Annotated in this window: 12 protein-coding genes and 1 pseudogene; 9 read left to right on the top strand and 4 right to left on the bottom strand. The window is 74.5% G+C overall.

The window, feature by feature from the left end:
- Nucleotides 1-93 precede the first annotated feature (93 nt).
- Nucleotides 94-1152: a hypothetical protein gene (locus ACFWIA_RS16630; protein ID WP_387005129.1), complete on the top strand. Its 1059-nt coding sequence runs from the start codon at nucleotides 94-96 to the stop codon at nucleotides 1150-1152.
- Nucleotides 1153-1326: 174 nt separating this feature from the next.
- Here ACFWIA_RS16630 and ACFWIA_RS16625 read toward each other — a convergent pair whose 3' ends face one another.
- Both ACFWIA_RS16625 and ACFWIA_RS16620 read right to left on the bottom strand, forming a co-directional pair.
- Complete coding sequence (locus tag ACFWIA_RS16625) at nucleotides 1327-2610, bottom strand: PH domain-containing protein (RefSeq protein WP_387005281.1); 1284 nt, start codon at nucleotides 2608-2610, stop codon at nucleotides 1327-1329.
- Nucleotides 2611-2690: 80 nt separating this feature from the next.
- Nucleotides 2691-3212, bottom strand: coding sequence for a PH domain-containing protein (locus ACFWIA_RS16620; protein WP_387005126.1), 522 nt, complete (start codon nucleotides 3210-3212; stop codon nucleotides 2691-2693).
- A gap of 40 nt (nucleotides 3213-3252) precedes the next feature.
- On the opposite strand from ACFWIA_RS16620, the gene ACFWIA_RS16615 reads away from it, so the two are divergent.
- Nucleotides 3253-4434 (top strand): NADH-quinone oxidoreductase subunit D, encoded by a 1182-nt coding sequence (locus ACFWIA_RS16615; RefSeq protein ID WP_387005279.1) that lies wholly within the window; start codon nucleotides 3253-3255, stop codon nucleotides 4432-4434.
- Nucleotides 4435-4473: 39 nt separating this feature from the next.
- Here the strand turns inward: ACFWIA_RS16615 and ACFWIA_RS16610 are convergent, their stop codons facing one another.
- Nucleotides 4474-5547, bottom strand: coding sequence for an SAM-dependent methyltransferase (locus ACFWIA_RS16610; protein WP_387005123.1), 1074 nt, complete (start codon nucleotides 5545-5547; stop codon nucleotides 4474-4476).
- Between the two features lie 151 nt (nucleotides 5548-5698).
- Between ACFWIA_RS16610 and ACFWIA_RS16605 the strand changes: the two genes are divergently transcribed.
- From ACFWIA_RS16605 to ACFWIA_RS16595, 3 genes are all read left to right on the top strand, one after another.
- Nucleotides 5699-6019: a hypothetical protein gene (locus ACFWIA_RS16605; RefSeq protein ID WP_387005120.1), complete on the top strand. Its 321-nt coding sequence runs from the start codon at nucleotides 5699-5701 to the stop codon at nucleotides 6017-6019.
- Nucleotides 6020-6095: 76 nt separating this feature from the next.
- On the top strand, nucleotides 6096-7319 hold the full coding sequence (locus ACFWIA_RS16600; RefSeq protein ID WP_387005117.1) for a sensor histidine kinase: 1224 nt from the start codon (nucleotides 6096-6098) through the stop codon (nucleotides 7317-7319).
- A gap of 125 nt (nucleotides 7320-7444) precedes the next feature.
- Complete coding sequence (locus ACFWIA_RS16595; protein ID WP_385484107.1) at nucleotides 7445-8122, top strand: response regulator; 678 nt, start codon at nucleotides 7445-7447, stop codon at nucleotides 8120-8122.
- Nucleotides 8123-8158: 36 nt separating this feature from the next.
- Here ACFWIA_RS16595 and ACFWIA_RS16590 read toward each other — a convergent pair whose 3' ends face one another.
- On the bottom strand, nucleotides 8159-9277 hold the full coding sequence (locus ACFWIA_RS16590) for a DUF5937 family protein (protein ID WP_387005113.1): 1119 nt from the start codon (nucleotides 9275-9277) through the stop codon (nucleotides 8159-8161).
- A gap of 141 nt (nucleotides 9278-9418) precedes the next feature.
- On the opposite strand from ACFWIA_RS16590, the gene ACFWIA_RS16585 reads away from it, so the two are divergent.
- The 4 genes and pseudogenes from ACFWIA_RS16585 to ACFWIA_RS16570 form a co-directional block, all read left to right on the top strand.
- A complete protein-coding gene (locus ACFWIA_RS16585; protein WP_387005110.1) occupies nucleotides 9419-9604 on the top strand; it encodes a hypothetical protein in 186 nt (61 codons plus the stop codon).
- Nucleotides 9605-10297: 693 nt separating this feature from the next.
- Nucleotides 10298-11227, top strand: coding sequence for a Rossmann-like and DUF2520 domain-containing protein (locus ACFWIA_RS16580; protein ID WP_387005107.1), 930 nt, complete (start codon nucleotides 10298-10300; stop codon nucleotides 11225-11227).
- On the top strand, nucleotides 11224-12270 hold the full coding sequence (gene panC, locus ACFWIA_RS16575; RefSeq protein WP_387005105.1) for a pantoate--beta-alanine ligase: 1047 nt from the start codon (nucleotides 11224-11226) through the stop codon (nucleotides 12268-12270). Before ACFWIA_RS16580 ends, panC begins: the two co-directional genes overlap by 4 nt.
- Nucleotides 12267-13991, top strand: a pseudogene (locus tag ACFWIA_RS16570) (L-aspartate oxidase); the annotation flags it as partial. The gene panC and the pseudogene ACFWIA_RS16570, both read left to right, overlap by 4 nt.
- Between the last annotated feature and the right edge of the window lie 127 nt (nucleotides 13992-14118).

The raw sequence follows: 14118 nt of genomic DNA, 5'->3' as shown, positions 1-14118 counted from the left end.
CGGCAACAATCCCCCACGCGCGGTAAGTTTCTCGCTATGCCTCGTGGACGCCACCGCCATTCACCACCCCTGCACCGGCTGCTCCCTCCCACGGTGATCGCCGGAGCCTCCGTCCTCTGCGCCACCGGCGCCTGGTTCGTCTCGGAGGCCGCGATATTGCGCGGGCTCGTGGTGGGCGCCTCCGTGGCGGCCGTCGCGGGCTCGGTCGTGATGCGGAACTGGGACCGGTCGGCGGGCCGACGGGTCGCGGAGTTGCTGCGGGCGCGCACGAGCGACGAGTGGCGCTTCGAGGAACGCGTCGCCGAGTTCGAGGGCGAACTGGAGTCGGCGCGCGCGGTGCGCGGCAAGCTGGAGAAGCGGCTGCGCGCCAAGCGCGCCGAACTGGCCGCCCTGCGCGGCGAGCACGCGGGGCTGTTGCGCCGGTACGCCACCGCCGAGACCGAGCGGGCCAGTGCGCTGGAGGGCCGCCGGCAGCTCGCGATGGAGGCGCCCGCCGCCGCCCCCGCGGACGCGGCGTCCTCCGCGGTGCCGGCGCCGGCTACGGCGTCGAAGGCGCTGCGCGCGACGGACGAGGTGTCGCCGGTCGCGACCGTGGCGCTGTACCTGCGGGCCAATGCGGTGCTCGACCGGTTGGAGCGGGGTGCGGCGGGCGGCCCGTCCCGGGAGCTTCCCCCTTCGCCTCCGTCACCCCCTTCGCCCCCTTCGCCTCCGAAGCAGCGCCGCGGTGCGGATGCGCCGGCTGGTGCGCCGGCGGCCGTCCGGGCCCGGGCGCAGGAGCCGGCCACCGGTGGCCACGAGCGCGCCGCCGCACCCGCGGGGGCCGGCCCCGCGGCCGGTCACGTCAACGTGCCGCGGGCAGCGGCGGTGGCGGTCGTTCCCGTGCCGCCCGTCCGTCCGCGGACCGTTCAGGGCGGCTTCGACTTCTTCGGCAACAAGAGCGAGCCCGCGCGGGCCGCGCTGGAAGCCGTGCAGAACGAGGACCTCGCCGATGTCGTCGGGGAGGAGGCGCTGGCGCTGCACAAGGCGGAGTCCGAGGCGGACTTCAAGGTGTCCGATGACGCGGAGCGGGTCGGTCAGGTCGTGGACCTGACCGCGCACGACGAGACCGAGCCGATCGACATGCAGGGCCTTCGTTCGGCCCTGCGCGCTTGACGCTCATCCCTCGCGGGGGCGCGGTGGTTGCTCGCGCAGTTCCCCGCGCCCCTATCGGGGCGCCCTCTCGCTCGAAGGTCCAGCAGGGCGCCCCTTTAGGGGCGCGGGGAACTGCGCGACCAGCCACGATGCACCCGCAGGGGACGACGTACCCCCGGAGGCACCCACCCCGCGTCAGGACATCCAGCGGTCGGGGCGCGCGGCCCGCCGCCCCGTGCGCGACCGCTCCGCCTGCGCAGCCAACAACAGAGCCGCCTCGCCCGCAGGGCGCATCCGAGCCGGAACGGAACGGTTCGCCCCCGTCTCCACCCGGACGTCCGCAACCCCGTGCCGCCGCTGCCAAGGCCCCTGGAGCAACCGCACGCTCTGCACCTTCGCGTGCGGCACCAACGACAAGCTGCGCCGCAGCAACCCGTGCCGGGACGCGAACACCGTGTCGCTCACGGCGAACCCGTAACCCCGCCACCACAGCGGCACACACCAGCGTGCCGACCGCGGCGGCCGGGACAACTCCTCGGGCACCGTCACCCCGGGCAGCACGCGCGAGATGACCTCAGCGGCCAGCGCCCGCGGAGCCACCGGCACCAGGACGGAGTTCGACGAGCCCGCCACGTCCAGTTCGACCCGTACCCACTGGCGGCGCCGCCACAGCAACGGCTCCTCGATCCGGACGGTCTGCACCCGGCCCGGCGGCACCGTCTCGTGCATGCGGTCGAGCAGCCCGTGGTCGATGCGCAGTCCGTCGGGCGACTCCCCGACCGTCCAGTCGTACTCCTTCACGAACCGTCCGGCGGTGCTGGTGACCGCGACGCCCGCGAGCGGCAGCGCGGTGGCGAGCACCGTCCACAGGTTGTGGGTGAGGAACCACAGGAACGTCGGCACGGCCAGCGCGCCCGCCAGCGCGAACCAGGGGCCGCCGCTCAACAGCAGCGAGACGGCCAGTTGCCGCGGCCCCACCCGGATCAGCTCCCGGACCGGGGCCTCGCCGACCTCCTGCGCGTCCTCGGGGGCGAACCCCGCCGCACGCGCCAGCAGTTCGGCCCGCAGCGACCGGGCCTCGTCGGCGCCGAGGAACGCCAACTCGTCCTTGGTTTCGGTGCCGACGACGTCCAGCTTCAGTTTGGAGACGCCGACCACCCGGGCCAACAGGGGTTGGGTGACGTCCACCGCCTGGATGCGGTCGAGTCGGATGTGCGCGGTCCGCCGGAACAGCAGCCCGGTGCGGATGCGCAGCTCGGTCCCGGTGACCGCGAAGTGGGTGAACCACCAGGTCAGCACGCCGTACAGGGCGGCCAGGATCAGGACGGCGGCGCCCGAGGCGACGAGTGTGGTGGTGTCGAGGGAGGTGACCCGCTCCTGGGTGCCGCCCGGGTCGTGCACCGCCCAGCCCGCGAGGATCGCTATGGGCGCCCAGGCGCGGCGCAGCGGGGTGACGGGGTGCAGCCGCCGTTCGTTCACGGCGGCGTCCGCCTGCCCGTCCGGCGCGGTCGGTACGTTCGGACGGGGTTCGTCCGCCGGATCGCCGGCCCCGGACCCGCTCACAGGCCCGCCGATCGTGCTTCGCCCAGCTCGGTGAGCCGGTCACGCAACCGTTCCGCCTCCTCGGGCAGCAGGCCCGGGATGCGCGCGTCGCTCGCCGCGGCGGCGGTGTGGAGCTGCACGCTGGCCAACCCGAAGTGCCGCTCCACCGGACCGGAGGTCACCTCGACGAGTTGCATCCGCCCGTACGGCACGATGGTCTGCTCCCACCACAGCACCCCCCGGCTGATCAGCAGGTCGTCGGCGCGTTCCGCGTACCGCCAGGAACGCCAGTTGCGGCCCAGCATCGGCCAACCCCACAGCAACAGCGCCAGCGGCAGTACCGCGAAGGCCGCCCACGGGGGTCCGACGAAGATCCCGAGCAGGACCCCGGTGGCCACCGTCAACGGCACCAGCCACACCACCAACAGCAGCCGGCGCATGCGCAGGAGCCCCGGTGGGAGCGCGATCCAGTCCGGCCCGCTCCCCGTACCCTCCGTCACGTTCCCCGCCGCGGACCCGCCCGCGCTCCCCGTTTCCATACCGCCAGCGTACGTAAGGGAGACTGGGGCCATGACATCCATGACGTCCGGGGCCGCGCAGGCCGCTCTCGGGGGGCCGACGACGGAAACCGTGGTCGGCATCGGCGGCGCCGCGGAGAACACCGACATGGTGCTCAACATCGGCCCCCAGCACCCGTCCACCCACGGAGTGCTGCGGCTGCGGCTGGTTCTGGACGGTGAACGCGTGCGCCACGCGGAACCCGTGATCGGCTACATGCACCGCGGCGCGGAGAAACTCTTCGAGGCCCGGGACTACCGGCAGATCGTCATGCTGGCCAACCGACACGACTGGCTGTCCGCGTTCTCCAACGAACTCGGGGTCGTCCTCGCGGTGGAGCGGATGCTCGGCATGGAGGTGCCCCAGCGCGCGGTGTGGATGCGCACCCTGCTGGCCGAGCTGAACCGCGTCCTGAACCACCTGATGTTCCTCGGGTCCTACCCGCTGGAGCTCGGCGGCATCACCCCGGTGTTCCACGCCTTCCACGAGCGCGAGGAACTCCAGACCGTCATGGAGGAGATCTCCGGCGGGCGCATGCACTACATGTTCAACCGGGTCGGCGGTCTGAAGGAGGACCTGCCGGTCGGCTGGACCACCCGCGCCCGGGCGGCCGTCGCCTCGGTGCGCTCGCGCATGGACGTGTACGACCGGCTGGTGCTCGGCAACGAGATCTTCCGGGGCCGCACCCGGGACGTGGGCGTCCTGTCGCTCGAAGCGGTGCACGCGTACGGGGTGAGCGGCCCCATCGGGCGGGCGTCGGGTCTCGACTTCGACCTCCGGCGCGACGAGCCGTACCTCGCGTACGGGGAGCTCGGTGACGTGCTCAAGGTCGTCACCCGCGAGGAGGGCGACTGCCTGGCCCGCTTCGAATGCCTGCTGGAGCAGACGCACAACGCGCTGGACCTCGCCGACGCCTGTCTCGACCGGATCGTCGACCTGCCGCCCGGCCCGGTCAACCAGCGTCTGCCGAAGGTGCTCAAGGCGCCCGAGGGCCACACCTACGCCTGGACGGAGAACCCGCTCGGCGTCAACGGCTACTACCTGGTGTCCAAGGGCGAGAAGACCCCGTACCGGCTCAAGCTGCGCTCGGCGTCGTTCAACAACATCCAGGCCCTGACCGAGTTGCTGCCCGGGACGCTGGTGGCCGACATGGTCGCCATCCTCGGTTCGCTGTTCTTCGTCGTCGGCGACATCGACAAGTAGCGCCAAGTAGCGCCAAGTAGCGACGACCGGGCGGGGGGCTCAGTCCAGCAGTGCGCTCGGGACGTTCACCGGTTGGAGGAGCCAGCCGAAGTCCCCGAGGCCGCCCGGCGCGGTCAGCTCGGCCGCTTCGCCGGCCCGGGCGAGGGCCCGCACGTAGCCGGCCGGGTCGCTCGACGCCAGGGCCAGCGCCGGACGCCCGCCGCTCACCCCGAGGGCGTGCAGCGCGGCCCGCTGCCCGGTCAGCTCGGCGCCCGGCAGCGCACACGCGTCGAGCGCCACGTGCGCCGTGAGGTCGCAGGACCCGTCCGGTACGGGGAGCACCTCGCGGCCGGCGCGGAAACCGGTGAGCGTGCCGTACGGGGGGCGGGCGGCCCGGTGGTGCGCGTAGTCGACCGCGACCGCGAGTCCGGCGGCCAGGGTCGCCACGGCACCGGCCCAGGCGGCGTCCCGGGGGCGGCCGATCTCGACCCGTAGACCGGGTGCCGGGCGGGGGTCGGTCCCGGCGTCGAGCGGCCACCAGCGGGCCGCCCACTCCGCGTCCGCGCCGGCGAGCGGTTCGCCGGGGGACTCCGTGCCGTCCGGGGCGACCAGCACCCGCCGCAGGACCCCGTCGGCGTCGGTCTCGGCGACGTCCAGGGGGACGTTGTCCAGCCACTCGTTGGCGAACAGCAGGCCCCGTACCCCGGTGGGCGGCTCGGCGCACCACTCGATCCGGTGGTCGAGGTCCACCGGCCGCCGTGCGCGCTCCACGGCCACCGCCCGGGTGCGCGGGGCCACCTCGGGCGGCAGCGCGGCCAGTACCCCGGTGACCAGTTCGCCGCGGCCGGCGGCCATGTCCACGAAGGTCAGCTCCCCGGGGTGCCCGAGCGCCGCGTCGACCCGGCACAGCAGGCGCGCCACCGCCCCGGCGAACAAGGGGGAGGCGTGCACGGAGGTCCGGAAGTGGCCGGCGGGGCCCTCGGGGCGCAGATAGAAGCCGTGCGGCCCGTACAGGGCCTCCTCGGCCGCCGCCCGCCATCCGCGCGGCGCCCGGCCCCCACCCGTCGCCGGGGGCCCGGTGGGCTCGGTCGGGTCGGTGGGCTGCTCCGGGCCGGGCGTCGTCTGATCCGTCACGGAGCCAGGCTAGGCGCTGTACGGCGCGGGCCCGTCGCCCCCCTCCTGACCAGCGGTGACGTGCCCCGGGGCGCCGTCAGCCCCGCGGTCCCGGGCACTACCCTTCGTCCGGGGCGGATCACGAGCACGCAGGGCGAGGGGGGCGACGGCGATGACGGCACTGCGCCTGGTGACGACCGTACTGATCACCTGGGTGGTGCTGATCGTGCTGTTGGTCGCGCCCTCGGCGCTGCTGCCGCAGCGCTGGCACTACTACGTCTACTCGCCGGCGAGCGTCGGACTGTGGCTGCTGACCGCGTTCGTCGCCCCCTTCGTGGTGTGCGTCGCCTACTGGCCGTGGATCCGGCCGAGCAGCCGGCGCCCCCGGTCCGACGGGGCACGGAACCGGACCCCTCAGGTCCGCAGCACCGGCCCGGACACCGGCTCGGAGCCGCCCCGGCCGGGCGGTGCGGACGGTGCCGCCTCCACCTAGGGGAGTACGCGTGGCCGATGGGGATGAGACCTCCGGTTGACCCCTGCACAGGGCACGCGTACCTACCCTGGGTTACGTGCAGCGCGTTTATGACTTCCTCCGCAGACACCCGACCGGGGTCGACGTCTTCTGGGCCGTCTTCCTGTTCGGGATCAACTTGGCGGGACTGATCAGCACGGCGGACAGCCCGACGCCGCCGGACGAGGCGCCGGGCGCCGTGCTGGGCGTCCCGTCCGTGGTGGCGTCGCTGCTGCTGGCACTGGTGGTCGCACTGCGCCGCCGGGTGCCCGAGCGGATGCTGGTCCTCGCCACCGTCGTCGGCCTGGCCCAGGTCGCCCTGGACGTGCCGGTGATGCTGGTCAACTTCGCCATGCTGGTGATCGTCTACACCGTCGCCGCGGACGGGGCCGGCTGGGCCTCCCGGTTCGCGCTGGTCGTGGGCCTCGCCGCGGCACCCGTGTCGATCCTCCGCTGGCCGGAACCCGACCAGACGGTGGTCCGCCAAGCGCTGTTCATCGTCTTCCTCATGGTGCCGTTCGCCCTCGCCTGGGTGCTGGGCGACTCCATCCGCACCCGCCGCGCCTATCTGGCCCAGCTGGAGGAGCGCGCGGCCCGGCTGGAGCGGGAGCGGGAGGCCCAGGCCAAGGTCGCGGTCGCCGCCGAACGCGCCCGCATCGCGCGCGAGCTGCACGACGTGGTCGCGCACAACGTCTCCGTCATGGTCGTCCAGGCCGACGGCGCCGCCTACGTCCTGGACGCCGCCCCCGACCAGGCGCGCAAGGCGCTGGAGACCATCTCCGGCACCGGCCGCCAGGCGCTCGCGGAGATGCGTCGGCTGCTCGGCGTGCTGCGCACCGGGGAGCCGGAGGAGTCCGGCGAGTACGTTCCGCAGCCCGACGTGGAGCAACTGGGCGAGCTGGTGGAGCAGTGCCGCACGGCCGGGCTCCCCGTCGACTTCAAGGTCGAGGGCACGCCCCGCCCGCTGCCCAGCGGGGTGGAGCTGACGGCGTACCGCATCGTGCAGGAGGCCCTCACCAACACCCGCAAGCACGGTGGCCCCAACGCCGGCGCGAGCGTCCGGCTGGTCTACTTCGACGACGGCCTCGGCCTGCTCGTGGAGGACGACGGCAAGGGGGCCCCGCACGAGTTGTACGAGGACGGCGGCGCCGACGGCCGCGGACACGGCATGATCGGCATGCGGGAGCGGGTCGGCATGGTCGGCGGCACCCTGGACGCGGGTCCCCGCCCGGGCGGAGGATTCCGCATCAGCGTCCTGCTGCCCCTCAAGCCCGCACACTGAACACACAGAGCGCACAGAGCACACTGAAGGTCCGCTCCGGGGCCGTGCCGCGCCCGCGGTTCCCCGGGGCCGCCGGGTCGTCACGGGCGACCCGGCCGATGTCCGTACAGGAAGGGAAGTCCCTCATGACCCCGATCCGGGTGATGCTCGTCGACGACCAGGTGCTGCTGCGCACCGGCTTCCGGATGGTGCTCGCCGCCCAGCCGGACATGGACGTCGTCGCGGAGGCGGGCGACGGGGTCGAGGCCCTGGAGGTGCTGCGCGCGTCCTCCGTCGACGTCGTCCTCATGGACGTGCGCATGCCGAAGCTGGACGGGGTCGAGACCACCCGCCGGATCTGTTCGGGCCCCAACCCCCCGAAGGTCCTGATCCTCACCACCTTCGACCTCGACGAGTACGCCTTCTCCGGGCTGAAGGCCGGCGCCTCCGGGTTCATGCTCAAGGACGTGCCCCCGGCCGAGCTGCTGACCGCCATCAGGTCCGTGCACAGTGGTGACGCCGTGGTTGCGCCCTCCACCACCCGGCGGCTGCTCGACCGGTTCGCGCCGATGCTCCCGGAGACCGGCACCCAGCCGCGGAACAAGCAGCTGGAACGGCTCACCGACCGGGAGCGCGAGGTGATGGTGCTGGTCGCCCAGGGCCTGTCCAACGGGGAGATCGCGGCCCGTCTGGTGCTGTCCGAGGCGACCGTGAAGACCCATGTGGGGCGCATCCTCACCAAGCTGGGGCTGCGGGACCGGGTCCAGGTCGTGGTGCTCGCCTACGAGACGGGCCTGGTGCGCGCGGGCGGCGGGGCCCGCTGAGCCCGTGCGCGGGGGGCGCGCGCCGGCGTCGGCCGGTCAGCGCAGGATGCCCTCCAGGATGTCCACCCCCAGCCGGGCCACCACCGTCACGTCGAGCTGGTGCAGCACGTAGCGACCGCGCCGACGGGTGCTGACCAGCCCGGCCTTCTTCAACACCGAGAGGTGCCGGGACACCTCCGGGGCGCTGATGCCCAGGGCGTGCGCCAGCTCACCCGTGGTGTACGGGGAACGGGCGATGTTGCGGCACAGCCGGAGCCGCACCGGGTGCGCCAGTGCCTCCAGCCGGCTTTCCAGCAGTTCCACGGAGGCGGGCGCCGGCAGCTCCCCGGTCGCCACCGGGTACTGGATGACCGGCCGCCAGCCCGGGGCGTGCAGCGCCAGCAGGTGAGGCCAGCCGAAGTGCGAGGGGACGAGCACCAGTCCGGTGCCGACCGCGGGGTCCACGGCGGTGGTGGAGCCCTGCGCCAGCTTGTCGAGGAACACGTACCGGCGGTCCTCGTCGACCGACAGGGCGGGGGAGACCGCGGTGAGCGCCTCCGCGAGTCCCTTGCGGCGCAGCAGTTCCGTCTTGTGCCGGGCGTCGGCGGCCAGCTGGCCTTGGACGCGGCGCCAGGTGTCGGCGAAGAACGCCTCCTCGCAGTCCTCGATGAGGCGGCGCACCCAGGCGCGCACGGCCGCCGGGTCCGCCAGCAGCCGGCGGGTGAAGTCGGTCTGGCGCGGGCCCCGGGTGGCGGCCAGCTCCAGGGACTCGGCGGCGACCGCGGGGTCGGTCAGCGGGGACGGCCGGCCCTGGTCGTAGGTCTGGTTGCAGGTGAACTCCAGCGCGGCGTTCACGAACCGCTCGTCGTCCAACCGGTCGAGCACGTCCAGCTCCTCGGCGAGGGTCGCCGCCGGTCGGCCGTGGTGACCGCGTAGCCCCGCGAAGGGCATGAAGACGTCCGAGAACGTCGTCCGCCACAGGAAGTCCGCCTCGCACAGCCGGTCGGCCAGGTCCGGCTTCAGGGACGCGGAGGTCGCGGTGGCCCAGCCGTGCAGGCCCGGGTGGTGACCCGGCTCCGCGAGGGCGTGCAGCGCGAGGCCCAGCTCCGCGAGGGGGGACGGCTCGAAGACGATCCGCTCGGGCGGCAGGCCCGCGATGTCGATGCGCACGCTCATGGGGCCATGGTGCACCCGGTCGGGGGCGGTGCTCATGCCGATTGACGGGCGGCGTCAATCGGCGTGACCGGGGGACGGGGCCCGCCGCACGCTCGTGGGAGTTCGGCGCCCGGCCGATCCGCCTACGAGACGAGGGGTCGCATGAGCCTCACCCAGCAGTACGCGTTGGACCTGTACCGGGCTCGGCGGCGGGAGGAGCCGTTGCCTCCGGCGCCGGGGCGCCATGACTGGCGGACCCTCGGGGAGTTCCGTGAATTCTCCCGTTTGCGGCGGGGGCGCCCGGCGCGGGGCCGCTGGTGGCGCACCCTGCTCCGCACGGTGCGCTGACCCGGTACGTCCAGCTGGGCTGCGCCGTGGCGTTGCGCAGTTCCCCGCGCCCCCTCCGGTACGTTCCGCTGCGCGTGCGCGGTCCAGCTGGGCTGCGCTGTTGTTTTGCGCAGTTCCCCGCGCCCCTGATCTCCGGTACGTCCGGCTCCTCGTGCGCTGTCCTGCACTGTCTGACGTGTGATGCGCAGTTCCCCGCGCCCCTATCCGTCGTGGCTCATGCCCGCAGACCAGGCTCAGCTACGCACGCGCACCGGATCACACCCGCCGAGCAGGACGCGCCCGATCAGGGGCGCGGGGAACTGCGCAACACCACGGCGCACCGAGCAGAGCAGCGCGCGCCGAGCGGATCGCACCTGTTCAGGGGCGCGGGGAACTGCGCGAATCCGGAGCGCACCGCGCAGGGCAGCGCACGTGGAGCGGATCGCACCCGATCAGGGACCGCGCACCGCGCAGGACCGCGCACGCCGAGCAGGACGCGCCCGATCAGGGGCGCGGGGAACTGCGCGAAGCAACAGCGCACCCCGCAGGACCGCGCACGCCCAGCGGAACGTACCGGAGAGGCCGCCGGGAACTGCGCGGACAACCACAACGCACCCCGCAGGGCATCGCACAGCAGCCGCCCAAGAACCACCGTTAGCATGACGAGAAGTCGTCCGGTACCCCGAGCGGACTGGAACGGAAGGTCGTCACCGAGTGAACGCGCTCCACCCCCCCGACCCCAGGGACCGCCCCGCCCGCCTCACCATCGGCGTCGTGGGAGCGGGCCGCGTGGGCCCCGCCCTCGCCGCCTCGCTGCAACTCGCCGGCCACCGTCCGGTGGCCGTGTCCGGCGTCTCCGAGACCTCGGTGCGCCGCGCCGCGCACATGCTCCCGGACGTCCCGCTGGTCACCCCCGCGGAAGTGCTGGCCCGCGCGGAACTCGTCCTGCTGACGGTCCCCGACGACGCCCTGCCCGGCCTCGTCGAAGGACTCGCGGACACCGGCGCGGTCCGTCCCGGCCAGCTGATCGCACACACCTCCGGCCGGTACGGCGTGCGGGTCCTCGACCCCGCGCTGCGCGCCGGCGCGCTGCCGCTGGCCCTGCACCCGGCGATGACCTTCACGGGCACCCCCGTGGACGTGCAGCGCCTGGCGGGCTGTTCGTTCGGGGTCACCGCGCCCGAGGAGCTGAGGCTCGCCGCCGAGGCGCTGGTGATCGAGATGGGCGGCGAACCGGAGTGGATCGCCGAGGAGTCCCGGCCGCTCTACCACGCGGCCCTCGCCCTCGGCGCGAACCACCTGGTCACCCTGGTCGCCCAGGCCATGGACCTGCTGCGGACGGCGGGCGTCGCGGCCCCCGACCGGATGCTCGGCCCCCTCCTGGGCGCCGCCCTGGACAACGCCCTGCGCTCCGGCGACGCGGCGCTGACCGGCCCCGTCGCCCGCGGGGACGCCGGTACGGTCGCCGCGCACGTCGCCCAGCTGCGCGTGCACGCGCCCGGCACCGTCGCCGGGTACCTGGCGATGGCCCGCGCCACGGCCGACCGGGCGCTCGCGCACGGACTGTTGAAGCCCGAACTCGCCGAAGACCTCCTCGACGTCCTCGCGGGGGACCCGGGCCCCACGGAAGGCACCGCCCCATGACCGCCAGGCTGCTGCACACCGCAGCCGAGCTGCGCGGGCCGCTCACCGGTCCGGGTGCGGCACCCGCTGCCCGCCGGGCCGTCGTCATGACGATGGGCGCCCTCCACCCGGGCCACGCGGAGCTGATCCGCACCGCCCGCCGGCTGGTCGGCGCGGCCGGCGAGGTCGTCGTCACCGTCTTCGTGAACCCCCTCCAGTTCGGCGCCGGCGAGGACCTCGACCGCTATCCGCGCACCCTGGCCGCCGATGTGGAGCTGGCCGGGCGGGCGGGCGCCGACCTGGTCTTCGCCCCCGGCACCGACGAGGTCTACCCGGGCGGCGAGCCCCAGGTGCGGATCACCGCCGGACCGATGGGCGAGCGGCTGGAGGGCTCCTGTCGCCCCGGCCACTTCGACGGCGTGCTCACCGTCGTCGCCAAGCTCCTCCACCTCACCCGCCCCGACCTGGCGCTGTTCGGGCAGAAGGACGCCCAGCAGCTCGCCGTGATCCGGCGCATGGTGGGGGACCTGAACTTCGGGGTGGACGTCGTCGCCGTGCCCACCGTCCGGGAGGAGGACGGTCTCGCGCGCTCCAGCCGCAACCGTTACCTCTCCGCCGCCGAACGCCGCACCGCGCTGTCCCTGTCGAAGGCCCTGTTCGCGGGCCGGGACCGGCACGCGGCGCAGGAGGCGCTGCGGGCCCGGGCCGCGCTCGCGCCGAGCAGCCGCGCCCGGGCCGAAGCCCTGGGCGCCCTGGGCGAGGCCCGGGCGGCGGCCGACGCGCACGCCGTCGCCGGGGCCGCCCCGGGCGGACCCGCCGCCGTGCGGGCCGCCGCCCGCCAGTGCCTGGACGCCGCGAGCCGGCTGGACCCGCCGCTCGTCCTCGACTACCTGGCGCTGGTGGACCCCTCCGACTTCACGGAGGTCCCCGACGACTACACCGGCGACGCCGTGCTCGCGGTCGCCGCCCGGGTCGGCTCGACCCGCCTCATCGACAATCTGCCCCTCACCTTCGGCACGCCCGCCGCCGCCGGCGCGTCCGACCTCCTGGGAGCCGTCTCGTGACCCGCGCAGCACCTTCCCGCCGCGACCGCAGCACCGGCATCCGCCTGCACGCGCCCGCCCCCGGCTGGTCACTCACCGCCGACGTTGTCGTCGTGGGCTCCGGAGTGGCGGGGCTGACCGCCGCACTGCGCTGCGCCGCAGCCGGCCTGGAGACCGTCGTCGTCACCAAGGCCCGGCTGGACGACGGTTCCACCCGCTGGGCGCAGGGCGGCATAGCGGCGGCCCTCGGCGAGGGCGACACCCCGCGCCAGCACCTCGACGACACCCTCGTCGCCGGCGCCGGACTCTGCGACGAGGACGCCGTACGGCTGCTGGTCACCGAGGGCCCGGACGCCGTGCACCGGCTCATCGACACCGGCGCCCGTTTCGACGAGTCCGCGGACGGCGGCCTGGCGCTCACCCGGGAGGGCGGCCACCACCGCCGCCGGATCGCGCACGCCGGCGGTGACGCCACCGGTGTGGAGATCTCCCGCGCCCTGGTGGACGCGGTCCGCGCCCGGGGGATACCCACCGTCGAGAACGCCCTGGTCCTGGATCTGCTGACCGATGCCGCGGGCCGGGCCGCGGGCGTCACCCTGCACGTGATGGGCGAGGGCCAGCACGACGGGGTGGGCGCCGTCCACGCCCCGCACGTGGTGCTCGCCACCGGTGGCATGGGCCAGGTGTTCGCCGCGACCACCAACCCGGCCGTGTCCACCGGCGACGGCGTCGCCCTGGCGCTGCGGGCCGGCGCCGAGGTCAGCGACCTGGAGTTCGTCCAGTTCCACCCCACGGTCCTCTTCCTCGGCGCGGACGCGGAGGGCCAGCAGCCGCTGGTCTCCGAGGCGGTCCGCGGCGAGGGCGCCCACCTGGTCGATGCCGACGGGGTGCGCTTCATGGTGGGGCAGCACGAACTCGCCGAACTGGCGCCCCGGGACGTCGTCGCCAAGGGCATCATGCGCCGCATGCGCGAACAGGGCGCCGCACACATGTACCTGGACGCCCGGCACTTCGGCGCCGAGATGTGGGAACACCGCTTCCCGACCATCCTCGCCGCCTGCCGGGCGCACGGACTCGACCCGGTCACCGAACCGGTGCCCGTCGCACCCGCCGCGCACTACGCCTCCGGGGGCGTGCGCACCGACGCCGAAGGCCGCACCACCGTCCCCGGCCTCTACGCCTGCGGGGAGGTCGCCTGCACCGGCGTGCACGGCGCCAACCGGCTGGCCTCCAACTCGCTGCTCGAAGGGCTGGTCTACGCCGAGCGCATCGCCGCCGCCATCGTGCGCGCCGATCAGCACCCGCGGGGACCGGAGCACGCACCGGAGCCGGTCGCGCACCCGGCGGCGCCCGCGCACCCCCTGCTGGCCGCGGAGGACCGGTTCCGCATCCAGCGGATCATGACCGACGGCGCCGGGGTGCTGCGCTCCGGGGAGTCGCTCGCCCGGGCGGCCCGCGGGCTCCAGGACCTGCACACCGCCGCACGGGACGCGTTGGCGGAGCACGGCAAGACCGCCGAACCCGGCGTGGACACCTGGGAGACCACCAACCTGCTGTGCGTGGCGCGGGTCCTGGTCGCCGCCGCGCTGCGCCGCGAGGAGACCCGCGGCTGCCACTGGCGCGAGGACCACGCCGGACCCGACGACGCGCAGTGGCGCCGCCACATCGTCGTCACGCTCGCCCCCGACCGCGCGCTCCTGCTCGACACGACGCCCACGGCGGACTTCCCTCCGACCGCCGAGGTCACCGCGTCGACCGCCGCCGCCCCCGGGCCCGCCGACGACCCCACCCGCCCGGGCGCGTACGCTGGCGCCGCGCCCGCACCGGCTGACGGCTCCCCAGGGGCGCCCCGCGGCACCCGTACCGCCG

The organism is Streptomyces sp. NPDC127068 (assembly GCF_042724695.1).
Lineage (GTDB): Bacteria > Actinomycetota > Actinomycetes > Streptomycetales > Streptomycetaceae > Streptomyces.
Note: the sequence above shows the minus strand (reverse complement) of the source record. Positions and strands in the feature narration are given on the sequence as shown.

Coding starts and splice junctions, on each gene's coding strand:
- ACFWIA_RS16595 (WP_385484107.1), top strand. CDS start 7,445: ATGACCCCGATCCGGGTGATGCTCGTCGACGACCAGGTGCTGCTGCGC.
- ACFWIA_RS16585 (WP_387005110.1), top strand. CDS start 9,419: ATGAGCCTCACCCAGCAGTACGCGTTGGACCTGTACCGGGCTCGGCGG.
- panC (WP_387005105.1), top strand. CDS start 11,224: ATGACCGCCAGGCTGCTGCACACCGCAGCCGAGCTGCGCGGGCCGCTC.
- ACFWIA_RS16605 (WP_387005120.1), top strand. CDS start 5,699: ATGACGGCACTGCGCCTGGTGACGACCGTACTGATCACCTGGGTGGTG.
- ACFWIA_RS16590 (WP_387005113.1), bottom strand. CDS start 9,277: ATGAGCGTGCGCATCGACATCGCGGGCCTGCCGCCCGAGCGGATCGTC.
- ACFWIA_RS16620 (WP_387005126.1), bottom strand. CDS start 3,212: ATGGAAACGGGGAGCGCGGGCGGGTCCGCGGCGGGGAACGTGACGGAG.
- ACFWIA_RS16615 (WP_387005279.1), top strand. CDS start 3,253: ATGACGTCCGGGGCCGCGCAGGCCGCTCTCGGGGGGCCGACGACGGAA.